Below are 21,182 nucleotides of genomic sequence, written 5' to 3' on the forward strand. Positions count from 1 at the left end.
GGTGCTGCGCCCGGGCTTCGAACACCGCCTCCCATGGGGGGAGTGCGGGACTGTTTGCGGGTGCGGCTCTCAGGGTTTTAAAGCTCCTGATCCGTCTCATGGGGGGACACACTATTGAATCGCGTGGAACGCAACGAGATGGTCACCCAGCACCTTCCGCTGGTTGGCTATCTCGTCTCAGATTTGTGCTCGAAGGCGTCCCACCTCTCGCGCGATGACCTGGCGTCGGCTGGTGCCGTGGCCCTGATTACCTCGGCCGATTCCTTCGACCCGGCCCTTGGCGTACCCTTCGGAGCCTTCGCCCGCCGCCGCATCCTTGGCGCGTTCGCCGACGAGATGCGCGCCAGCGACTGGGCCACCCGCTCCGCGCGCCGCCGGATCAAAGAGACCATGTCCGTCCAGGAAACCCTGGCCGCGGCCCTCGGGCGCACCCCCTCGGTCGACGAGATCGCCTCCGCGCTCGGCGTCCAGCAAAGCGTCGTGGAAGCGGCCCTCGCCGACGCGTCCCGCACCCTCACGCCGCTGGACGACGCCGTCGTCGACACGCTCGCTGCGGAGACCCTGACCCCTGAGCACTCCGTGCTTGCGGACGAACGGCTCCAGTACCTCCGCGCGGCCGTGAAGTCCCTGCCGGAACGGATGCGCTACGTGGTCGAGGAGATCTACTTCGGCGACCGGACCGTCAAGGACCTGGCAGCCGAGCTGGGCTCCACGCACGCGGCGGTGTCGCAGCAGCGCGCCGAGGCGATCCGCCTCATGCGCGACGGCCTGACCGCCCACTACGCGGACGACCCGGACCAGGGCTTCGAGCCGCAGTCCCGGATCACGCCGCGCCGCCGGAACGACTACCTCGCCCAGCTCTCCGAGGCCACGGCCGGCGGCATCACCCGGGCCATCTTCCAGCAGGGCCCGATGCTGAACCAGGCCGTCTGACGACGCGCCGCACCGTTAGTAAGCTCACTTAGTAAGCTGATCGTGAAATTCCGCCGCGGCCATCGCGTGCCGTCTGCTCCCTGGGGTAGCGTCTGAGGCATAACGCCGGACCAGCCGTTCCTACCAAGGAGGATGCATGAAAGCAACACCCACCCTGACGAGCAACCTGCAGGCCGTTCTCGTGGACCTGATCGAGCTCCACGTCCAGGGCAAGCAGGCCCATTGGAACATCGTGGGCACGAACTTCCGCGACCTTCACCTGCAGCTGGATGAGATCATCGAGGCTGCCCGCGGCTTTGCCGACGATCTGGCCGAGCGGATGCGCGCCCTCCACGCACTGCCGGACGGCCGCAGCTCCACCGTTTCCAAGACCACCGCGCTCGCCGAATTCCCGACCGGCCTGATCAACACCAAGGATGCGATCGACAAGATCGTCGCGGCGCTTGAGGCCGCCGTCGGCACCATGCGCAAGGTGCACGACGAGGTGGACGAGGAAGACCCCACCACCGCCGACCTGCTGCACGCCTTTATCGCCAAGCTGGAGCAGTACGCCTGGATGGTGAATGCCGAAACCATGCGTGCCACCGCCAGCGTCACCACACCGGACACCAAGAAGTAGGCGCCACCTTCCACGCGCCTTCCAAGCGTCCGGCGCCGGGTTCCCTCCCGGCGTCGGACGCTTGTCTTTAACCCCTTGACAGCCTCTGCCCCTGCGCAATACTTAAGTATGTGCTTAACAATCAGGGCGGTCCGGACGGAGAGCGGGAGGACAAGGAGCGCGAGCTCGACGGCGTCTTCCACGCCCTCGCGGACCCCACCCGCCGGGCCATCGTGGTCCACCTGTGCGAGGGGCCGGCCACGGTCTCCCAGCTGGCGGAGCCGTTTCAGATCAGCCTGCCCGGCATTGTCCAGCATCTCCAGGTCCTGGAAGCCAGCGGCCTGATCCGCAGCGAGAAGATCGGCAGGGTGCGCAGCTGCAGCATTGTCCCTGCCGCGGTCCGGGGCACCGAGGACTGGCTGGGCCTGCGCCGGACAACGGAGGAGCGCCGCCTTGACCGGCTGGAGCACTTCCTGGATCCCAGCGTCCGCACTGAGCCCTTCCGCCATGAGCCATAAGGAGTCCGTCATGAGTGTCCCCGTTACGCACGCAAGCTTCAGCCTGGAACGCCGCCTGAACGCGCCGCCGGCCCGCGTCTTCGCAGCGTTTGCCGACCACGCCAGCAAGAAAAAATGGTTCGGCGGCCCGCCGGAGTGGTACCAGGGCGAATCCAGCCTCGACTTCCGCGAGGGCGGCCGCGAGACCGACGTCGGCGGCCCGGTGGGCAGCTGGGTCTCGACCATGCATTCCATCTACCACGACATCGTCGAGAACGAACGGATCGTCTACAGCTACGAAATGCTCCTCGACGGTCGGCGCATGTCCGTGTCGCTCAGCACCATCGAACTGGAGCCCGACGGCGACGGCACCGTCCTGACCCTGACCGAGCAGGGCGCGTTCTTCACCGGGACGGCAGCGAGCGACGCCGAGCAGGTGGCCGGGCGCGAGGAAGGCACCGCCGGCCTGCTGGACGCGCTGAAGGCCGCCGTCGAGGCGGGCTGACGCCGGCGCCTAATTCGCCGTCGGCACTTTGCGCAGGACGACGCCGGCAAGCACCGCGGCGCCGGCCATCAGCACCAGCGCGATCGCGGCGGTGATGTGGACGCCGGAGTCGAACGCCGCGCGGGCGGCGGCCATCACGGCCTCTGCCAGCGGGCCAGGCAGGGCATGGGCCAGCTCGGCGGCCCCCGCCAGGGTCTCGCCGGCCTGGGCCGCGGCTTCCGACGGCGCCGCCCCGGCAACGCCGTCGGGCAGCAGGAGGTTGCGCTGGTAGGAGGCGGTCAGGATGGAGCCGAGGATGGCAGTGCCCAGCAGGGAGCCGACCTCGTAGCCGGTTTCCGAAATGGCGGCCGCCGCGCCCGACTTCGCCGCGGGAGCTGCCCCCAGGATCAGGTCGTTGGAGATGGTCTCGGCCGCGCCGACGCCCAGGCAGAGCACCAGCAGGGCAGCCAGCAGCATGCCGGGCCAGGCACTGTGGTCGGCCAGGGCCACCAGGGCGTAACCGGCCGCGCTCAGCAGCAGCCCGCCCGCCACCACAAAGCCGGGCCGGATCCGGCGCACCAGTGGGACCACGAGCAGCCCGGCCGCGACGGTGGCGACCAGTGCCGGGACCATGGCCACTCCGGACTCGGACGGGGACTGGCCCTCAAGCAGCTGCAGGTGCTGGGCGAGGAACAGGATGAAGCCGTTATAGGAAAACAGGGCCAGGACGTTGGCGGTGATCGCGGTGCTGAACACCGAGTTGCCAAAGAGGCTGAGGTCCAGCAGGGGAGTGGCCGAGGTCGAGGCGGCCAGCCGGCGCTGGCGGCGGACGAAGGCGAAGCCCATCAGCAGCCCGGTGCCGAGGGCGGCGAGCGGTTCCGGTGCCACGCCGTCGGTGGCGAGGATCTTGATGCCATAGACCGCCGGCACCATGGCCAGTAGGGACAGGACGATGCTCGGCACGTCCACAGGGCCCGGGTTGGGGTCCCGGGATTCCGGGATCAGCGCGGGGCCCAGGACCAGCAGCGGAGCGATGATCGGCACCGCGACCAATAGGACCGCGCCCCACCAGAGGTGTTCGACGAGCCAACCGCCGACGATCGGGCCGAGTGCGGCGCCGCCGGAGAAGCCCGCGGCCCAGATCGCCACCGCAAGCCGCCGCCGGTTGGGCTCCGGGAAGATATTGCGGATCAAGGACAGCGTGGACGGCATCAGCATGGCACCGAAGAACCCCAGCCCGGCCCGGCCCGCGATCAGCCACTCCGCGCCGGGCGCAAAGGCCGTTACCGCGGAGACGGCCGCGAAGCCGGCGCTGCCAACGAACAGCAGCCGCCGGCGGCCGATCCGGTCGCCCAAGCTGCCCATCGCCACCAGGAGGCCGGCCAGGACCAGCGGATAGGCATCGACAATCCACAGCAGCTCCACCCCGGTGGCATCCAGGCTGCGGGCGATGGCGGGCAGGGCAAAGGTGAGGGCGGTGTTGTCCACGGCCACGAGCAGCACCGGGAACATCAGCAGGGACAGCGCCACCCAGTCGCGCCAGGGTGCGCGTGGGGCCGGGGCGGGGTGAACGGCAGCGGACATGGACGTGGTGCTCATGGAAGTTAACTGTACCGTCTGGACGGTATAGTTAAGAAATGCCGGTCCGGACGGGCATGATGGGAGTCATGGCCAGAAAACCCGTCGCCCGCGAAGCCGTCCTGGATGCCTTCGAGTCCCTGCTCATCACGGAGGGTGAGCGTGCCGCGACGCTGGATGCGGTGGCCCGGACGGCAGGCGTCTCCAAGGGCGGCCTGCTTTACCACTTCCCCACCAAGGACGCGATGATCTCGGTGCTGCTGGAGCGCCTGGACAGGCTCCTCGCAGAAGACCTAGAGGCCATGGCCGCCGCGCCGGAAGGGGCCGCGGCGTATTTCATCAAGTCCTCGGTGTGGGCCGATACGCCGCTGGACAGGGTGTTCGTGGCCGCCACCCGGCTGGCCGAAGTGGCGCACGCCGAGACCCTGAGGCGGATGGCCGGTGTCCAGGAGAGCTGGCTGGCGCTGCTCGCGGCCGACGTGGGCCCGGCTATGGCCAAGCCCGTGCTTTATATGGGCGACGGGCTGTACTTCAACGCCATGCTGGCCCGCGGGCCCGGCGGAGCAGCTCCGGATGTGGCCGGTGACGTGGAGAGCCTGCTGGCCGCCGTCGAACGGCTGCGCGGCTGAGGGGCTGCCCCACCAAAGTACGCTCCCGCAGATATGGCGGGTTTGTACGTGACGCTCCGGCAGGACGTGCGGGAGCGTTGGGGAAATTGACGCCGGAGGTGCGGGAGCGTCCGTTAACGTTCGCGCCGGCCGGGGTAGGGAGTTTGCGGACGCGCGTCCGCCATAGGACAATAGAGGCTGTGACTACGGTCACGAGCAATTGAATAAGCCTTTGATCTGCGGCGGGAGAGTCCTGCAAGTAGGTACAAGCAGGCGCCGTAGGAGCAAACCCTCCCCAGGAATCTCTCAGGCCCATGTACCGCCGCGGCAAGGCAACTCTGGAAAGCAGCAGGCATGTCCTCCAACATGCCGTGCTCACCGACGGTGCAAGCGGAGCCTCGCGAAAGCGGCTGCGCGGAAACTCTCAGGTCCAATACAGAGCGGGGAGGAACCCGAATCAATGTGGCGTACCCTGCGCCGCCTTAGTTATGGAGTTCCTTGTGACTGTTACCTCAGCCTCCACGTCCTTCGTTGACCGGCACATCGGCGCCCGCCGCCAGGCCGACGTCGACACCATGCTGAAGGCCGTCGGCTACGACACCGTCGACGCTCTGGTGGATACCGCCGTCCCGAAGGACATCCGGCAGGACTCCGATCTTGCGCTCGGGGCGGCCCTCAGCGAGGTTGAGGTCCTTGCCGCACTGCGCAGGCTGGCGTCGAAAAACAAGACCGCCGTGCAGATGATCGGCCAGGGTTACTACGACACCGTCACCCCGGCCGTGATCCGCCGCAACATCCTCGAGGCCCCGGCCTGGTACACCGCCTACACCCCGTACCAGCCGGAAATCTCGCAGGGCCGGCTCGAGGCGCTGCTGAACTTCCAGACCATGGTCCAGGACCTGGTCGGGCTGCCGATCGCCAACGCCTCGCTGCTGGACGAAGCCACCGCCGTCGCCGAGGCTGTGCTGATGATGCGCCGGGCCAACAAGAACAAGACGGCGCACGACGGCAAGACCGTCCTCGACGCCGACTGCCTCCCGCAGACCATCGCGATCGTCAAGGGCCGCGCCGAGGCCCTCGGTTTCGAGGTGGAGGTCGCCGACCTGTCCAAGGGCCTGCCCGAGGGCGTCATCAACGGCGTCGTGCTGCAGCAGCCCGGCGCCTCCGGCCGCGTCTTCGACCACTCCGCCGTGATCGCCGCCGCCAAGGAACGCGGCGCGCTCGTCACCGTCGCCGCGGACCTGCTGTCCCTGACCCTGATCACCTCCCCGGGCGAGCAGGGCGCGGACATCGCCGTCGGCTCCGCGCAGCGCTTCGGCGTGCCGCTGTTCTTCGGCGGCCCGCACGCCGCGTACATGGCCGTCCAGAAGGGCCTCGAACGCTCCATGCCCGGCCGCCTGGTCGGCGTTTCCAAGGACAACGCCGGCGTCCCCGCCTACCGCCTGGCCCTGCAGACCCGCGAACAGCACATCCGCCGCGAGAAGGCCACCTCCAACATCTGCACCGCGCAGGCGCTGCTGGCCATCGTCGCCTCCTTCTACGCCGTCTACCACGGCCCGGACGGGCTGAAAGCCATTGCCGAGACCACCCACGGCCACGCCCTGACCATCGCCGCCTCGCTCAAGGCCGCCGGCCTCGAAGTGCTGCACAGCTCCTTCTTCGACACCGTGACCGTGTCCGTGCCCGGCAAGGCCGCGGACATCATCGCCGCCGCGGAGGCCAAGGGCATCAACCTGCGCGCCATCGACGCCGACACCGTCGGCATCTCCGCCGATGAGGCGACGACGGGGAGACACGTCGCCGACGTCGTCGCCGCCTTCGGCGCCAGCGTCGCAGACGCAGACGCCGGCTTCGGCCTGGACGCCGCCGTCGAGCGCACCTCCGACTACCTCCAGCACCCGGTCTTCAACACCCACCGCTCCGAGACCCAGCTGCTGCGTTACATCCGCCGCCTCTCGGACCGCGACCTCGCCCTGGACCGCACCATGATCCCGCTGGGCTCGTGCACCATGAAGCTGAACGCCACGGCCGAGATGGAAGCCATCTCCTGGCCGGAGTTCGCCTCCATCCACCCCTTCGCCCCCGAATCCCAGACCGCCGGCTGGCGCGAACTGATCGAGGACCTCGAAGCCCAGCTGACCGAGATCACGGGCTACGACCAGGTCTCCATCCAGCCGAACGCCGGCTCCCAGGGCGAGCTGGCCGGCCTGCTCGCCATCCGCGGCTACCACCTCTCCCGCGGCGACGACCAGCGCAACGTCTGCCTCATTCCGGCCTCCGCGCACGGCACCAACGCCGCCTCGGCCGTGCTGGCCGGCATGAAGGTCGTCGTCGTCGCCACCGCCTCCGACGGCACGATCGACCACGCCGACCTCACCGCCAAGATCGAGCAGCACCGGGACGCCCTGTCCTGCATCATGATCACCTACCCCTCCACACACGGGGTGTACGACGCCGACGTCCGCGAGGTCTGCGACGCCATCCATGCCGCCGGCGGCCAGGTCTACATTGACGGCGCCAACCTCAACGCCCTCGTCGGCCTGGCCCAGCCGGGCCAGTTCGGCGGCGACGTCTCGCACCTGAACCTGCACAAGACCTTCTGCATCCCGCACGGCGGCGGCGGACCCGGCGTCGGGCCGGTCGCGGCCAAGGCGCACCTGGCGCCGTTCATGCCCGGCAACGCGGCTGACCCGGCCAACGGCGCCGAGGGCACCCCGATCTCCGCCTCCCGCTACGGCTCGGCCGGCGTGCTGCCGATCTCCTGGGCCTACGTGAAGCTGATGGGCGGGCAGGGCCTGACCGAGGCCACCAAGTCGGCCCTGCTCGCGGCCAACTACATCGCGGCCCGCCTCAACGACTACTTCCCGGTGCTCTACACCGGCGAGGGCGGCCTGGTGGCACACGAGTGCATCCTGGACCTGCGCGAACTCACCGCCAAGACCGGGGTCACGGCCGAGGACGTGGCCAAGCGCCTGATCGACTACGGCTTCCACGCCCCCACCCTGGCGTTCCCGGTGGCCGGCACCCTGATGGTCGAACCCACCGAATCCGAGGACCTCGGCGAAATCGACCGGTTCATCACCGCCATGATCGCCATCCGCGCCGAGATCGACCAGGTGGCGCACGGCGACTTCAGCGTGGAGCACAGCCCGCTGCGCAACGCCCCGCACACCGCAGCGGCCGTGATCAGCACCACCTGGGAGCGCAGCTACCCGCGCGAACAGGCCGTCTTCCCGGTCCACACCCTCAAGCAGGACAAGTACTTCCCGCCGGTGGGCCGGATCGACGGCGCCGCCGGCGACCGCAACCTGATCTGCTCCTGCCCTCCGCTCGAAGCCTTCGAAGAAGACACCGCAGACCACTCCGCCACCTCCGCCTCCAACGACTAGGGACAGCCAACGATGACTGAGAACTACACGGCACTGTACGAAGAGCACAAGAAGCTCGGCGCCTCCTTCACGGACTTCGGCGGCTGGCAGATGCCGCTCAAGTACAGCTCCGAGCTCGCCGAACACCACGCCGTCCGCAAGTCCGCGGGCCTGTTCGACCTCTCCCACATGGGCGAAGTCTGGGTCACCGGCCCGGACGCCGCAGCCTTCCTGGACTACGCCCTGGTGGGCAAGATCTCCGCCATGGCGGTCGGCAAAGCCAAGTACTCGCTGATCTGCAACGAGGACGGCGGCATCATCGACGACCTCATCACCTACCGCCGCCCGGCGGGGGCCGACAACACTGAGAAGTTCCTCGTGGTCCCCAACGCCGGCAACGCCAAGGTCGTCGCCGCGGCACTGGCCGAGCGGGCTGCTGAATTCGACGTCACGGTCCAGGATGCCTCCGCCGAGACCTCGCTGGTCGCGGTCCAGGGCCCCAAGGCGGAGGCCATCCTGCTCCGTCTGGTCCCCGCCGCGCAGCACGGGCTCGTCACCGGCCTGAAGTACTACGCCGCCGTCGACGTCCCGTTTATGGTCAGTGGCGCCAGCCAGGACCTGCTGCTGGCCCGCACCGGCTACACCGGTGAGGACGGCTTTGAGATTTTCGTATCCAACGACGACGCCGCCGCCCTTTGGCAGGCGCTCATCGCCATCGCCGAGGAGGGCGAGCTGACGCCCGCCGGCCTCGCCTCCCGGGACTCGCTCCGGCTCGAGGCCGGCATGCCGCTCTACGGCAACGAGCTCTCCCTCGAAGGCGACCCGTTCGCCGCCGGGCTGGGCCCCGTCGTCGCGCTGTCCAAGGAAGGTGACTTCGTCGGCAAGGCGGCACTGGCCGCCAAAAAGGAAGCCGGCGCTGGCACCACCACCGGCCGCAAGCTCGTCGGGCTCAAGGGCCTTGGCCGCCGCGCGGGCCGCGGCCACTACCCGGTCCTGAAGGACGGCAGCACGGTCGGCGAAGTCACTTCCGGACAGCCCAGCCCCACCCTGGGCTACCCGGTCGCCATGGCCTACGTCGACGTCGAGTTCACCGAACCCGGCACGGCCCTGGACATCGACCTGCGCGGCAAAACCGAGCCGTTCGAAGTCGTCGCACTGCCTTTCTACAAGCGCCAAAAGTAGCCCTTGTCGGTCCCGGAGCCGTCGCCGGCTCCGGGACCGGCCGCCGGTTCCCGACTCCGGGACCGGCGGGCCCCGGTATTCACGCGTGCTCGCTCGTCCCTCGCTTAGACGCACGCTTTCGAAAACCGCGGCCAGCCGGCCCCTCAAGGTCAGCTCACCTCCGGTTCCAATCACCTTGGGAGACGCCTTCGAAAGCCAAAGGTGCTGGGGCCCGCACCGCCTACCGCGGCCCGACCCTAGAAGAATCGACGGCCATGTTTCTTTCCGGAGAACTGTTGGCCTCCGGAACTGAACTGGCCATTAGCGGCGGGGGCGCGCCATCCGGAAGCGTGCGTCTAAGCGAGTGCCCCATCGTCAGGGTTCCCTGACCGAGCTTGCGAGGTTAGGGAGACGATGGGGTGTACGAGCGAGCACGCGGAGGATGGCGAACTCCGCCGCGAAACCCAGCCACAATTGATTTAGCCCACGACTTTTCAAACGTAAAGGAAAAACACATGGCAAAAGTTGCCCCTGAACTGCAGTACTCCGACGAGCACGAGTGGGTTGCCCGCGAGGCCGGGAACGTTGTGTCGATCGGTATCTCGGCCGTGGCCACCGACGCGCTGGGCGACATTGTCTACGTTGACCTGCCCGAGGTCGGTTCCGCGGTGACCGCGGGGGAGACCTGCGGCGAGGTTGAGTCGACCAAGTCCGTCTCTGACCTGTACGCCCCGGTGACGGGCGAGGTCACCGAAATCAACCCCGCCGTCGTCGACGACCCCGCGCTGATCAACAGCGATCCGTACGGCGCTGGCTGGCTCTTCAAGGTCGCCGCGGAATCCGACGGCCCGCTGCTCTCCGCGCAGGACTACGCATCCAAGAACGGCGGCGAACTGTGAGCGGCGCAGCGGCAGGGACCGAGACCGTGTTCGAGCAGGTCGTTTCCCCGAGCCTGGACGCTGAGCTGTCGGCGCTGGATCCGGAGATCGCCGCGAAGATCGACGCCGAACTCACCCGCCAGCGCGACGGCCTGGAAATGATTGCCTCGGAAAACCACACCGCCAAGGCCGTGATGCAGGCGCAGGGCTCGGTGCTGACCAACAAGTACGCCGAGGGCTACCCGGGCAAGCGCTATTACGGCGGCTGCGAGCACGTCGACGTCGTCGAACAGCTCGCTATCGACCGGGTCAAGGCCTTGTTCGGCGCCGAATATGCCAACGTCCAGCCGCACTCCGGCGCCCAGGCCAACGCCTCGGTCATGCATGCCCTGATCCGCCCGGGCGACACCATCATGGGCCTGAACCTGGCGCACGGCGGCCACCTGACCCACGGCATGAAGATCAACTTCTCCGGCCGGCTGTACAACGTGATCCCGTACCAGGTCCGGGAAGATGACCACCGGATCGACATGGCCGAGGTGGAGCGTCTGGCCCAGGAGCACAAGCCGCAGCTGATCGTGGCCGGTTGGTCCGCGTACGCCCGCCAGCTCGACTTCGCGGAATTCCGCCGGATCGCCGACTCGGTGGGTGCCTACCTGATGGTGGACATGGCCCACTTCGCCGGGCTCGTGGCCGCCGGGCTGCACCCCTCGCCGGTGCCGCACGCGCACGTCACCACGTCCACCACGCACAAGACCCTCGCCGGTCCGCGCGGCGGCATCATCCTCTCGAACGACGCCGACATCGCCAAGAAGATCAACTCGGCCGTGTTCCCGGGCCAGCAGGGCGGACCGCTGGAGCACGTCATCGCCGGCAAGGCCGTGGCGTTCAAGATTGCCGCCTCGCCCGAGTTCAAGGAACGCCAGGAACGCGTGCTCGCGGGCGCCCGGATCCTCGCCGAGCGCCTGGTCCAGCCAGACGTCACCGCCAAGGGAATCAACGTGATCTCCGGCGGCACCGACGTGCACCTGGTCCTGGTGGACCTGCGCAACTGCGAGCTGAACGGGCAGGAAGCCGAGGACCGCCTCGCGGAAATCGACATCACCGTCAACCGCAACGCCGTCCCGTTCGACCCGCGCCCGCCGATGGTCACCTCGGGCCTGCGGATCGGCACCCCGGCGCTCGCCACCCGCGGCTTCGGCGAAGCCGCCTTCGCCGAGGTGGCGGACATCGTCGCCGAGGCGTTGACCGCCGACGCCGGCGCGGACCTCTCCGGACTGCGCACCCGGGTCGAAGCCCTCGCCGCCGCCCACCCGCTCTACCCGTCGGTTGCTAACCTCGGCTAACGACCGCTCTCCCGGATCCGATCTCTTTCGGGTTGGCTCCGGGCCCGGCGGAGCCGGACTTTTCACGCGTGCTCGTTCGTTCTCCCCACCGTCCCCCTAGCCTCGCAAGCTCGGCCAGGGAACCCTGACGGCGTGGGCCCCCGCTTAGACGCACGCTTTCGAAAACTGCGTCGCGCTGGCCCCTCGTGGTCTTGCTCGCCGCCGCTTGGTGACTCGCGAACGGTGGTTGGGTGGGGTCCGGAAGCGTGCGTCTAAGGGAGGGCGACGTCCGCTCAGCGGGCGGCGTCGACCGAGCACGCGGAGGAGCCCCGCCCAACCACCAACCCAGCCCTCCCACCGACCGCAGTGTTTTAGTTAGGATTTAGTAATGGCTGTAGGCGTCTTTGATCTGTTCTCGATAGGAATAGGTCCGTCGAGTTCGCACACCGTGGGGCCGATGCGGGCTGCTGCGGTGTTTGCCGAGGAACTCAAGGCCTCGGGGGACCTGGAGCAGGTCGCGTCACTGCGGGTTGACCTGTATGGCTCGCTCGCCGCCACCGGACACGGCCACGGCACCATGACTGCCATCCTGCTCGGCCTTGAGGGCTACCATCCGGAGAAGATCCTGCCGGAGGAAGTCGAGGGCCGCCTGGCCGCGATTGCCCAGACGGGCACCCTCCAGCTGGCGGGTGCGGTGCCCCTGCCCTACGGGGTGAAGGACATGGTGCTCCGGCCGCTGACGATCCTGCCCCGGCACACCAACGGCATGACGTTCACCGTCTCCGGCGCCGACGGCGCCGTCCTGCACAGCGCCACGTTCTTCTCCGTCGGCGGCGGTTTCATCGTCCGCGAAGGCGAGGAGGACGCGGCCCTGAAGGAACTCGACGAGTCCAAGAAGGAACTTCCGCTGCCGTTCCGCACGGCCGCTGAACTGCTGGGCCGCTGCCAGTCCAAGGGCCTCTCGATCGGCGACATCATGCTGGTCAACGAGCGCGCCTCCCGCAGTGACGAGGAAATCCGCGAGGGGCTGCTGCACATCTACTCCGTCATGGCCGAATGCGTGGAAACCTCCCTCAAACGCGAAGGCCTGCTTCCCGGCGGCCTCAAGGTCCGCCGTCGGGCCCCCGACTGGCACGAACGCCTCATGAAGGAAAACCACGGCCAGGACCCGGACTACCGGGACCCAAAATACTGGCAGGAGTGGGTGAACCTGATCGCGCTGGCGGTGAACGAGGAGAACGCCTCCGGCGGCCGGGTTGTCACCGCGCCCACCAACGGCGCCGCCGGGATCATCCCCGCGGTGCTTTACTACGCGTTGCACTTCGCCCCCGGCATGGACAAGGCCACCCAGCAGGACCGCGACGACGTAGTGGTCAAGTTCCTGCTGACCGCCGGCGCCATTGGGGTGCTCTACAAGGAGCAGGCCTCCATTTCCGGCGCCGAGGTCGGCTGCCAGGGCGAGGTGGGCTCGGCGTCGTCAATGGCGGCCGCCGGGCTGGCCGAGGTCATGGGCGGCACACCCCAGCAGGTGGAGAACGCCGCCGAGATCGCGATGGAGCACAACCTCGGCCTGACCTGCGACCCGATCGGCGGGCTCGTGCAGATCCCCTGCATCGAACGGAACGCCATCGCCGCGGCCAAAGCCATCAACGCCGCCAAGATGGCCCTCTGGGGCGACGGCTCCCACCGGGTCTCCCTGGACGAGGTGATCGTGACCATGCGCGAGACCGGCAGAGACATGAGCTCCAAATACAAGGAAACCGCGATGGGCGGCCTCGCCGTCAACGTGGTGGAGTGCTGATCCGCCGGCTCAGTTGTGCAGTGCCGCCCACAGATTCAACGACGAGGCGAACACGACCCAGGACAGGTAGGGGAGCATCAGCAGCCCCGCCGGGCGGCTGATCGGGCCGAACCGCAGCACCGTGACCGCCACGGCTACGGCCAGCGCGGCGATGATGGCGAAGCCGATCCAGAGGGCAGCCGGACCCAGCACCGGGTACAGGCCGAAGAACACCGGAGTCCACAACAGGTTCAACACCAGCTGGACGGCGTACGCGGTGAGCGCGGCCCTGCTGCCATCCGCCCGGCGGCGCCAGACCAGCCACGCCGCCACGGCCATCGCGGTATATAGGAGGCTCCAGACCGGACCGAAGAGCCAATTCGGCGGGGACCAAGGAGCCTTGTCCGCCGTTGCGTACCAGCCGTCGACATTGCTGGCGCTGGCCAGTCCGCCGAGCGCGGCCACCACTGCCGAGGCGCCGAGCAACACCAGCAGGCCCAGCGCCTGGGCACCGGGCCGGCGCTTCCCGGCACCGCCCGGGCCGGATTGCGGGCGGACGACGGACGGTTCCGGCTGCGCTTGCATACCTCCAGCCTAGTCCCGGCGCCAGCGGCCGGCCCAGGGCCGCGGGACCCTGAGGCCCTGGCCGCCGGATAGACTTGAGGTTGCATGTTCGCCATGCCGCCGAAGCTCGTTCCGCAAAGATTGGATACCGCACCCTTGCGAGAATTCACTGCCCGCTTTGCCTCCGCCGAAGAGGTCGCCAACTGGGACGCCCACGTCACCGCGAACCCCAACGGCGGGAATCTGCTTCAATCCGAGGCCTTCGCTGAGGTCAAACAGCACTTCGGCTGGAAGCCCCTCCACCTGGTCTACGAGACGGCTGATTACTCGAGCTACAACCTCGTCCTGGAAAAGTCCCTTCCCGTTCTCGGCAAACTCTGGTACCTCATCAAGGGACCGGACGTCGCCTCGGTGGAGGATATCCCCGGCATCGCGGCGGCCAACGCGGACTTCGTCAAGCGCGCCCGGCTGGGAGTCTTTGCCATCAAGATCGAGCCCGACATCGTCCTGTCCGAGGACGCCCGCCGCGTCATCGAAGGCGCGGGCCTGGTCAAGACCCACAACCTGCAGCCCAACGACTCCACCGCGCTGCTGGACATCTCGCCGCAGGAAAACCAGCTGCTGCGCAACCTCCACTCCCGCGGCCGCAACGCCGTCCGGCGGGCCATCCGCGAGGGGGTCGAAGTCCACAACGTGGAGCCGACCGAAGAAAACTTCCGGGCCATGTACGCGCTGATGACCACCACCGTGGAGGCCAAGTCCCAGGTCCGGGTCCGCGAATACGAGTACTACCGCCAGTTCTGGACCAACTTCCTGGACCGCGGCCAGGGCCGGCTGCTCTTCGTCTACGAAAACGGTGTGCCCTCCGTCGGCGCCTTTGTGATCAACTACGGACGCAAGGGCACCTACAAGGACGGCGGCTCGCTGCAAAAGCGCAGCCAGTACGGGGACTCGCACTTGGTCCAGTGGACGGCCATCAACCAGCTCAAGGAACTCGGCTGCACCGAATACGACTTCTGCGGCACCCCGCCCAGCGACCAGCTCAAGGACACCTCCAACCCCTTCCACGGCCTCGGCCTGTTCAAGACGAGCTTCAGCAAGACCGTCACGGACTTCGTCGGCTGCTACGACCAGGTCCTGAGCCCGCTGAAGTACAAGGCCTGGATGGCTGCCGGGGAGCGCGTGGCGCGCCAGCTGTACACGCGGCGCACGGGCCAGCAGTTCTACTAGACCGCCCGCAAGGTGAAGTGAGGAGGCCGGAATGACCAAAACACCCGACGGCCGCCGCGGGCCGCAGACGGACGGCCTGCCCCGGACCGAGCCGATGTCGGCCCTGCAGGTGCGCCAGAACGCCGCCGCCAAACGCATGCTCCGCAGGCTGGTCCAGGGCGAGAACCCGCCCACCGCGCCGCTGAGTATTGTCGACCGGCTGGCCGGCAGCCCCTACGCCAACCCGATGATCCAGGTCGGCGGCGTGGACACCTCCGCCCGCAAGACCATCGACTTCGCCCTCAAGCTGGCCGAATCGATGTTCCGGTACGGCGCCGGAGCGCTTGAGGTGGAGACCAGCATCATCGCCATCACCGCCGCGCTGGGGCTAAAGAACATCGAAGTGGACATCACCAACCAGTCGGTGGCCATCAACTACGCCCCGAAGGACCAGACCCCCATCTCGCTGCTGCGCGTGGTCCGGTCCTGGACCAACAACTACGCCGGCCTCGCCCAGGTCCACCAGTTGGTCACGGACATTGTGGCCGGGGGCGTGGGCCGCGAGGAAGCGATACGCCGGCTCGACGAGATCACGCACAGCCCGAAGCCGTTCCCGCGCTGGATGGTCACCGTGGCGTTTGGCGTCTTCTCCGCCGTCTTCGTCGGCGTCCTGGGCGGCGGGCTGGCCGCCTCCGGGATCGCGTTCCTGTCCAACCTGTTGGTCAGCCTGCTGGCGCGGCAACTGGGCCGCTGGCGTACGCCGGACTTCTTCATCACGGCGGCGTGCTCCTTTGTGGTCACCCTGGTCGCGCTGTTGCTGTGGCGCTTCGGCAGCCCGCTGGGGATCAACATCGCCCCCGCCATCGTGGTGGTGGGCGGCATCCTGCTGCTCCTGCCCACCGGACGGCTCGTCTCCTCGGTCCAGGACGCGATCAACGGCTTCCCGGTCACCGCCGCCGGCCGTTTCCTCTCCACCATGCTGACGTTCGGGGCGCTCGTCTCCGGGATCGCGGTCGGCTTCGTCGTCGGCGCGATGACCGGGATGGAAGCCATTGACGTCACCGAAACATTCCCGCCGAAGTATCCCTTGTGGGTCCTGGTCCCGCTGGTGGCGATCGCCGTCGTCGCGATCGGCGTCACCGAGCAGACCTCGCTGAAGCTGCTGCTCCCCACGGCGGCCGTCGGCGTCGTCGGCCATCTGGTGCTGATCGGCGGGACAGCGGCCGGCATCGGCCCCCGGTTCGCCCCGGCCCTCGCCGCCGTGGTCATCGGCCTCCTGGCCCGGGTGGTGGCGCTCCGGATGGGTGCCCCGCAGCTGGTCGTGGCCGTGCCCGCCGCCCTCATCCTGCTGCCCGGGCTGACTATATTCCGGTCCATGTATGTGTTGACGATCGAGGAATCCGAGATCCTGATGGGCGCCGGCGGCATGCTCAACGCCGGGGCGATTGTGCTGGGCGTCGCGGCCGGAATTGTGCTGGGCGATACGCTCGCTAGGCCGCTGACCCGGAGCCTGGCCAGCAACGAACGACGCCGGGCCCGGCGCCGCTAGGCCGGCGCCGGCCCCGGCAGCCGGGAAGGGCCGGCTAGATCTTGCCGACGGGCAGTTTTTTCTCGGCCTGGAATTCGTCCTCCACCCGGCCCCTGGCCCAGTAGCCGGACAGCGAGACCTGCCCGCGTTCCAGGCCGCGCTGGGCAAAGAAAACCTCGCGCAGGGACTTCATGGAGCCGCGCTCCCCGTGCGCGAAGACGTGGACCCGGCCCTCGGGCCACTGCGCATCGCGCACCGCCTCCACCAGCAGTCCGCCGTCGCCGGCCGGAGTGCCGCGGCGCAGCAGCCAGTGTAGCTGGACCCCGGCGGGGGCGTCGATCGCCAGGACATCGGCGTCGCCGTCCACTTCCAGGAAGGCCAGGCCGCGGGCGTCCCGGGGCAGGGACTCGATCGCTGCGCTGATCGCCGGCAGGGCGGACTCGTCGCCGGCGAAGAGGTGCCAGTCGGCCGCAGGGTCGGGGTTGTAGCCCCCGCCCGGCCCGGTGAACACGAGGGCGTCCCCGGCCTGGGCTGCGGCGGCCCACGGTCCGGCTAGGCCTTCATCGCCGTGGATGACGAAGTCGATCGCCAGCTCACCCGCGGCCGGATCAACCCAGCGCACGGTGTAGGTCCGGGTGTGCGGCCACTGCTCCCGCGGGTGCGACTCCCGGATGGCCCACAAATCCAGCGGCTGCGGGTAATCGACCCCGGGTTGCGGGAAAGCGATCTTGATGTACCGGTCCACGTAGTCGTTGTTGACATAAGCGGCGAAGCCGGGGCCGCCGGCGACGATCCGGACCATGTGCGGTGACAGCTGCTCGCGGCGCAGGACCGTGAGATTGGTCTGGGGCCGGGAGTTCCGGTTGGCGGTGGTGGCGGCGGGGACGGAAGTCATGCAGCCAAGCCTAGCCAAGAACCGGGTCAGGGCAGCGGCGGCAGTTCCCAGTCCACGGTCCCGTCACCCTGGGCGGCGAGCAGCTCGTTGGCCCGGCTGAAGGGCCGCGAGCCGAAAAAGCCGCGGGCGGCCGACAGCGGGCTGGGGTGGGCGCTGGCGATCACGGCGGCCGTGCCCAGCAGCGGCCGCACACCCTCGGCGTCCTTGCCCCAGAGGATCACGACGAGCGGCACCGGGGCGCCGTCGTCGCCGCGCCGCTCCGCGACGGCGCTGATGGCGGCCGCCGTGACGGCTTCCCAGCCCTTGTTGCGGTGCGACCCGGCGGCTCCGGCCCGAACGCTGAGCACCCGGTTGAGCAGCAGCACCCCCTGCTCCGACCAGCGGCTGAGGTCGCCGTGCACGCGCGGCGGCAGCCCCAGGTCGGCGTCGAGCTCCTTGTAGATGTTGGCGAGGCTGCGCGGGATCGGACGGGTGCCGCCGTCCACCGCAAAGGACAGCCCGACGGCGTGGCCCGGCGTGGGATACGGGTCCTGGCCCACAATCAGCACCCGGACGCCGGCCAGCGGCTGCCGGAAGGCCCGCAGCAGGTTCGAGGGGGCCGGCAGCACCTCGTGGCCGGCGGCGGCCTCGGCGGCGACGAACTCGAGGGCCGCCCGCAACTGCCCCTCGACGGGGGCCAGCGCCACGGCCCAGTCCGGGGCGAGAAGTTCCTCCAGCGGCAGTCGTGCCAGCGCCGCGAAGTCCTCCGCCCCGCCGCCCCCGGGTTCGAACTGGAAGAGCGCCTCGGAATCAAACGAATCAAACACGGTCCCATTCTCGCAGGACACCCGCCGCCCCTTCGGGGCTGGCCAAATGACAAGCCTGTTATTCGGCCGTAACATGTGGGGAGACCCATCCGATCGAGCCAGGGAGTGTGCAGTGGCCGAAGCAGCACCCGAGTACCTGCCCGCGGAAGACGCCGACGCCGGGCCGGCGGCGGCGTCCGAAGATTCGCCGCTGAGCAGCCGGGACCAGCAGATGCTCGCGTTGGAGCGGCAGTGGTGGAAGTACGCTGGCGCCAAGGAACAGGCCATCCGGGAGCTCTTTGACCTCTCCGCCACGCACTATTACCAGATCCTCAACGCCCTGATCGATACCGAGGCGGCGCTGGCCCACGATCCCATGCTGGTCAAGAGATTGCGTAGACTACGTACGTCACGCCAACGTGCCCGCACGGCACGCCGTTTGGGCTCGGACGCGTAAACGCGCGTAAAGTCCGGCCGGAGACGCGGTATTCCGCGGGGATTCCGGCGCCGGACCACCAGCCAGAAATCAGCAAGGACGTCGTTTTACCATGACCAAATACGCTCGGGATGAATTTGATCGGGTCCCGGAGACCTCCACCCGCCAGGGTGTCCACCGGGCAGTCTCCGCCCCCGCCGCCCGCCGCCTGGGTGCCATCCTGGCCGTCGGCGCCGCGGCCCTGGCGATCGGCCTCGTCGCGTTCTTCCTTCTGCCCAAACTAGGCTTCGGCCCCGGCAGCTCCGCCATGACGGCGGACCAGGCCGGCAGCAACTCGGCGGCCTCGCAGGCGCCCACCACCGCCGCGGCGGGCAGCACTCCGTCCGCCAGCAAAACGCCAGCCGGCACCCTTGCGCCGGCAGCCTCCAAGCCGACCCCTTCGGCAACCCCCTCGGCCACGCCGGGCGGCGCCGTGGACAAGACGCAGCCGGTGGCCGTCTACAACGCCACCGGGACAGCGGGCTTGGCCGGCCGGGTCGGCTCCACGGTCACCGCCGCGGGCTGGGCCGCGGGCCCGCTCGGCAACTGGGGCGGCGCACCCCAGCAGACCTCCGTGGTCTTCTACAACGGCCCGGCCCAGAAGGCCAACGCCGAGGAGCTGGGCTCGCTCCTCGGAATCGGCACCCTGGTGGATTCGGCCGAATTCCAGATGCCGCTGGTCGTAGTCCTGGGCCCCGGGTTCGAATAACGCCCGCCGGCCCGCCGGCTTCGGTTACGCCTGAATAACTATTCCGGGCGGACGCGTGCCCGTGCCGGCGCCCGGGTGGAGGCCTGTGGGTACAGTGACTGCGGACTTCGTTCCGCATACCGCGGCGCACATCGGGGTGGGCCGTTAGCAAGCTAGCTGAAAGTGTGGAGAACATGGCACTGGGGACCGTCAAGTGGTTCAACGCCGAAAAGGGCTACGGCTTCATCACCGTCGACAGCTCCGGGGCGGACGTCTTCGTGCACTGGTCCGCGATTGCCGGTGAGGGCTATCGCGCCCTGAGCGAGGGCCAGCGGGTGGAGCTGGAAGTCGGCGAAGGCGAAAAGGGTCCCCAGGCCGAAAGCGTCCGGCCCGCCTAGTGGCTTCCTCCACGGCGGAAGCTGACCCCAGTAACATCGAGCGCCGGCGGAACGCCCGGCGCTTCAGCCGCGCCGCAGTTACCGGCGTGGCCGCCACCCTGGCGCTGGCAGCCTGCGCCGGGCCCACCGGCAACGCCCGGCTGGACCCAGCCGAGGCAAGCGGCGACGGCACCCTGCGGATCGGCCTGATTCTGGATAACACCGGAACACAGGACTTCCTCAACGCGCCGCAGCTGGCGGCGGCAAAGCTGGCCGTCAAGGAAATCAACGCGGCGGGAGGCCACAAAGGCAAGCCGGTGGAACTGCTGCCCTCAGCGGTTGGCACGGACACCGCCGCCCAGGCCAAGGACCTGGTGGCGGCCAAAGCCGACGTTGTCATCGGCCCCACCGACTCCAGCCGGGCCGCGGGCGCCATCGACGTGCTCGCGCGGGCGAAGGTCGCGATCATTTCCCCGGCGAACACCGCACCCGGGCTAAGCACCTACAAGAGCGGCGGCTACTACTTCCGCACCGCCGCGGCCGACGTGGCGCAGGCGTCGATCCTCGTCAAACTCGCCAAGGACGGCGGCGCCAAGACCATCGCCGTCGTGCACGAGGAAGGCGACTACGGCAAGGACGTCTCCGTCGCCGTCGCAGCGGCAGCGAAGGCCGCGGGCCTGGGCACCGCTGTCGACGCCGAGTTCAAGGCCGGCCAGGCCCAACAAGCGGCAGCTGCCGCCAAGGCAGCGGCCCCGGACGCCGTCGTGCTCGTGGCCCGCGACGGCGCCCAAGGCGCCATCGCCGAGCTCAACAACGCGGGCCTGGCCGGGAACAAGCTCATCCTCAGCGACGGCGCGGTCAACCAGTACGGCGCCGGCCTCGGCTCCAAGGCCCTGGACGGCGCCCGCGGGGTCCTGCCCGGGACCTTCCCCTCCGCGCACTTCCAGGCCGAACTCGTGGCCGTTGATCCGGGCCTCAAAGACATGGCCTTTGCCGCCGAGACCTATGACGCCGTCAACCTCGCCGCCGTTGCTGCCGCCGCGGCAGAGGACGACGCCGGCACCTCGATCGCCTCGAAGCTGGTCTCCGTATCCGGCGGCACGGCGGCGAACGGCGGTGCCGGTGCTCCCTCCGGCGAAGCAGCGGCGTGCAAGTCCTACCGGGACTGTGTGGCCGCCCTCCGGGCCGGCAAACGCCCCGATTACGACGGCGCCTCCGGCCCGATCAATTTCGACAGCAACGGCGACGTCACCGCCGCCGCCTACATGGTCTACAGCTACGGCACGGACAACATCGCCACGATGACCGGCAGCGAAACCGCCCGCAGCACCGGCTCCTGATCGCTGGTAGCGAAGCGCCCCGCGCGGCGGCGCCGCCATCCGCCGCCACTGCTTGCACTCTCCCCGGGGGAGTGCTAATTATTGAGTTAGCACTCCCGCGTATTGACTGCT

Annotated in this window: 20 protein-coding genes and 2 riboswitches; of the genes, 16 read left to right on the forward strand and 4 right to left on the reverse strand. The window is 68.8% G+C overall.

Annotated elements, in window-relative coordinates:
- Window positions 1-114: 114 nt before the first annotated feature.
- The 4 genes from AC1MBE_RS12880 to AC1MBE_RS12895 all read left to right on the forward strand — a co-directional run bounded on the left by AC1MBE_RS12880 (window position 115) and on the right by AC1MBE_RS12895 (window position 2,533).
- Window positions 115-933 carry a sigma-70 family RNA polymerase sigma factor gene (locus tag AC1MBE_RS12880; RefSeq protein WP_479778803.1) on the forward strand — a complete coding sequence of 273 codons (819 nt, stop codon included), beginning with the start codon at window positions 115-117 and terminating at the stop codon, window positions 931-933.
- A 136-nt stretch (window positions 934-1,069) separates the two neighbouring features.
- Complete coding sequence (locus AC1MBE_RS12885) at window positions 1,070-1,552, forward strand: Dps family protein (RefSeq protein ID WP_441418241.1); 483 nt, start codon at window positions 1,070-1,072, stop codon at window positions 1,550-1,552.
- A gap of 110 nt (window positions 1,553-1,662) precedes the next feature.
- Complete coding sequence (locus AC1MBE_RS12890; RefSeq protein ID WP_479778806.1) at window positions 1,663-2,049, forward strand: ArsR/SmtB family transcription factor; 387 nt, start codon at window positions 1,663-1,665, stop codon at window positions 2,047-2,049.
- Between the two features lie 10 nt (window positions 2,050-2,059).
- Window positions 2,060-2,533 carry an SRPBCC family protein gene (locus AC1MBE_RS12895; protein ID WP_479778808.1) on the forward strand — a complete coding sequence of 158 codons (474 nt, stop codon included), beginning with the start codon at window positions 2,060-2,062 and terminating at the stop codon, window positions 2,531-2,533.
- A 9-nt stretch (window positions 2,534-2,542) separates the two neighbouring features.
- Here AC1MBE_RS12895 and AC1MBE_RS12900 read toward each other — a convergent pair whose 3' ends face one another.
- A complete protein-coding gene (locus tag AC1MBE_RS12900) occupies window positions 2,543-4,111 on the reverse strand; it encodes an MFS transporter (RefSeq protein ID WP_479778810.1) in 1,569 nt (522 codons plus the stop codon).
- Window positions 4,112-4,179: 68 nt separating this feature from the next.
- Here AC1MBE_RS12900 and AC1MBE_RS12905 point away from each other — a divergent pair, with 68 nt between their 5' ends.
- From AC1MBE_RS12905 to AC1MBE_RS12930, 6 genes are all read left to right on the forward strand, one after another.
- Window positions 4,180-4,719, forward strand: a complete 540-nt coding sequence (locus tag AC1MBE_RS12905) for a TetR/AcrR family transcriptional regulator (protein WP_346960093.1) — start codon at window positions 4,180-4,182, stop codon at window positions 4,717-4,719.
- A gap of 212 nt (window positions 4,720-4,931) precedes the next feature.
- Window positions 4,932-5,030, forward strand: a riboswitch (glycine riboswitch).
- A gap of 1 nt (window position 5,031) precedes the next feature.
- A riboswitch (glycine riboswitch) is annotated at window positions 5,032-5,147 on the forward strand.
- Window positions 5,148-5,186: 39 nt separating this feature from the next.
- Entirely contained in the window at window positions 5,187-8,087 is a 2,901-nt protein-coding gene (gene gcvP, locus AC1MBE_RS12910) for an aminomethyl-transferring glycine dehydrogenase (RefSeq protein ID WP_479778812.1), read from the forward strand.
- Between the two features lie 12 nt (window positions 8,088-8,099).
- Window positions 8,100-9,248, forward strand: coding sequence for a glycine cleavage system aminomethyltransferase GcvT (gcvT, locus tag AC1MBE_RS12915; RefSeq protein WP_479778814.1), 1,149 nt, complete (start codon window positions 8,100-8,102; stop codon window positions 9,246-9,248).
- A gap of 494 nt (window positions 9,249-9,742) precedes the next feature.
- A complete protein-coding gene (gene gcvH / locus AC1MBE_RS12920; RefSeq protein ID WP_441425582.1) occupies window positions 9,743-10,126 on the forward strand; it encodes a glycine cleavage system protein GcvH in 384 nt (127 codons plus the stop codon).
- Window positions 10,123-11,451, forward strand: coding sequence for a serine hydroxymethyltransferase (glyA, locus tag AC1MBE_RS12925; protein ID WP_479778816.1), 1,329 nt, complete (start codon window positions 10,123-10,125; stop codon window positions 11,449-11,451). Before gcvH ends, glyA begins: the two co-directional genes overlap by 4 nt.
- 367 nt (window positions 11,452-11,818) lie before the next feature.
- A complete protein-coding gene (locus AC1MBE_RS12930) occupies window positions 11,819-13,231 on the forward strand; it encodes an L-serine ammonia-lyase (RefSeq protein WP_479778818.1) in 1,413 nt (470 codons plus the stop codon).
- 9 nt (window positions 13,232-13,240) lie between these two features.
- On the opposite strand, the gene AC1MBE_RS12935 is transcribed toward AC1MBE_RS12930, so the two are convergent.
- The gene (locus AC1MBE_RS12935; protein WP_479778820.1) at window positions 13,241-13,795 is read right to left on the reverse strand and encodes a TspO/MBR family protein; all 555 of its coding nucleotides are present in this window, start codon (window positions 13,793-13,795) and stop codon (window positions 13,241-13,243) included.
- A 135-nt stretch (window positions 13,796-13,930) separates the two neighbouring features.
- Here AC1MBE_RS12935 and AC1MBE_RS12940 point away from each other — a divergent pair, with 135 nt between their 5' ends.
- On the forward strand, window positions 13,931-15,004 hold the full coding sequence (locus AC1MBE_RS12940; RefSeq protein WP_479778822.1) for a lipid II:glycine glycyltransferase FemX: 1,074 nt from the start codon (window positions 13,931-13,933) through the stop codon (window positions 15,002-15,004).
- A 31-nt stretch (window positions 15,005-15,035) separates the two neighbouring features.
- On the forward strand, window positions 15,036-16,532 hold the full coding sequence (locus AC1MBE_RS12945; RefSeq protein WP_479778824.1) for a threonine/serine exporter family protein: 1,497 nt from the start codon (window positions 15,036-15,038) through the stop codon (window positions 16,530-16,532).
- Window positions 16,533-16,566: 34 nt separating this feature from the next.
- Here the strand turns inward: AC1MBE_RS12945 and AC1MBE_RS12950 are convergent, their stop codons facing one another.
- Window positions 16,567-17,406 (reverse strand): siderophore-interacting protein, encoded by an 840-nt coding sequence (locus AC1MBE_RS12950; protein ID WP_479778826.1) that lies wholly within the window; start codon window positions 17,404-17,406, stop codon window positions 16,567-16,569.
- A gap of 26 nt (window positions 17,407-17,432) precedes the next feature.
- Entirely contained in the window at window positions 17,433-18,212 is a 780-nt protein-coding gene (locus tag AC1MBE_RS12955) for a uracil-DNA glycosylase (protein ID WP_479778828.1), read from the reverse strand.
- Between the two features lie 112 nt (window positions 18,213-18,324).
- On the opposite strand from AC1MBE_RS12955, the gene AC1MBE_RS12960 reads away from it, so the two are divergent.
- From AC1MBE_RS12960 to AC1MBE_RS12975, 4 genes are all read left to right on the forward strand, one after another.
- On the forward strand, window positions 18,325-18,648 hold the full coding sequence (locus AC1MBE_RS12960) for a DUF3263 domain-containing protein (RefSeq protein ID WP_479778830.1): 324 nt from the start codon (window positions 18,325-18,327) through the stop codon (window positions 18,646-18,648).
- Between the two features lie 91 nt (window positions 18,649-18,739).
- Window positions 18,740-19,375 (forward strand): LytR C-terminal domain-containing protein, encoded by a 636-nt coding sequence (locus tag AC1MBE_RS12965; RefSeq protein WP_479778832.1) that lies wholly within the window; start codon window positions 18,740-18,742, stop codon window positions 19,373-19,375.
- Window positions 19,376-19,548: 173 nt separating this feature from the next.
- Window positions 19,549-19,752, forward strand: coding sequence for a cold-shock protein (locus AC1MBE_RS12970; RefSeq protein WP_479778833.1), 204 nt, complete (start codon window positions 19,549-19,551; stop codon window positions 19,750-19,752).
- Window positions 19,752-21,071, forward strand: coding sequence for an ABC transporter substrate-binding protein (locus AC1MBE_RS12975; protein WP_479778835.1), 1,320 nt, complete (start codon window positions 19,752-19,754; stop codon window positions 21,069-21,071). Before AC1MBE_RS12970 ends, AC1MBE_RS12975 begins: the two co-directional genes overlap by 1 nt.
- The last annotated feature ends 111 nt before the right edge of the window (window positions 21,072-21,182 follow it).

Source organism: Arthrobacter sp. BG5, from assembly GCF_056680155.1.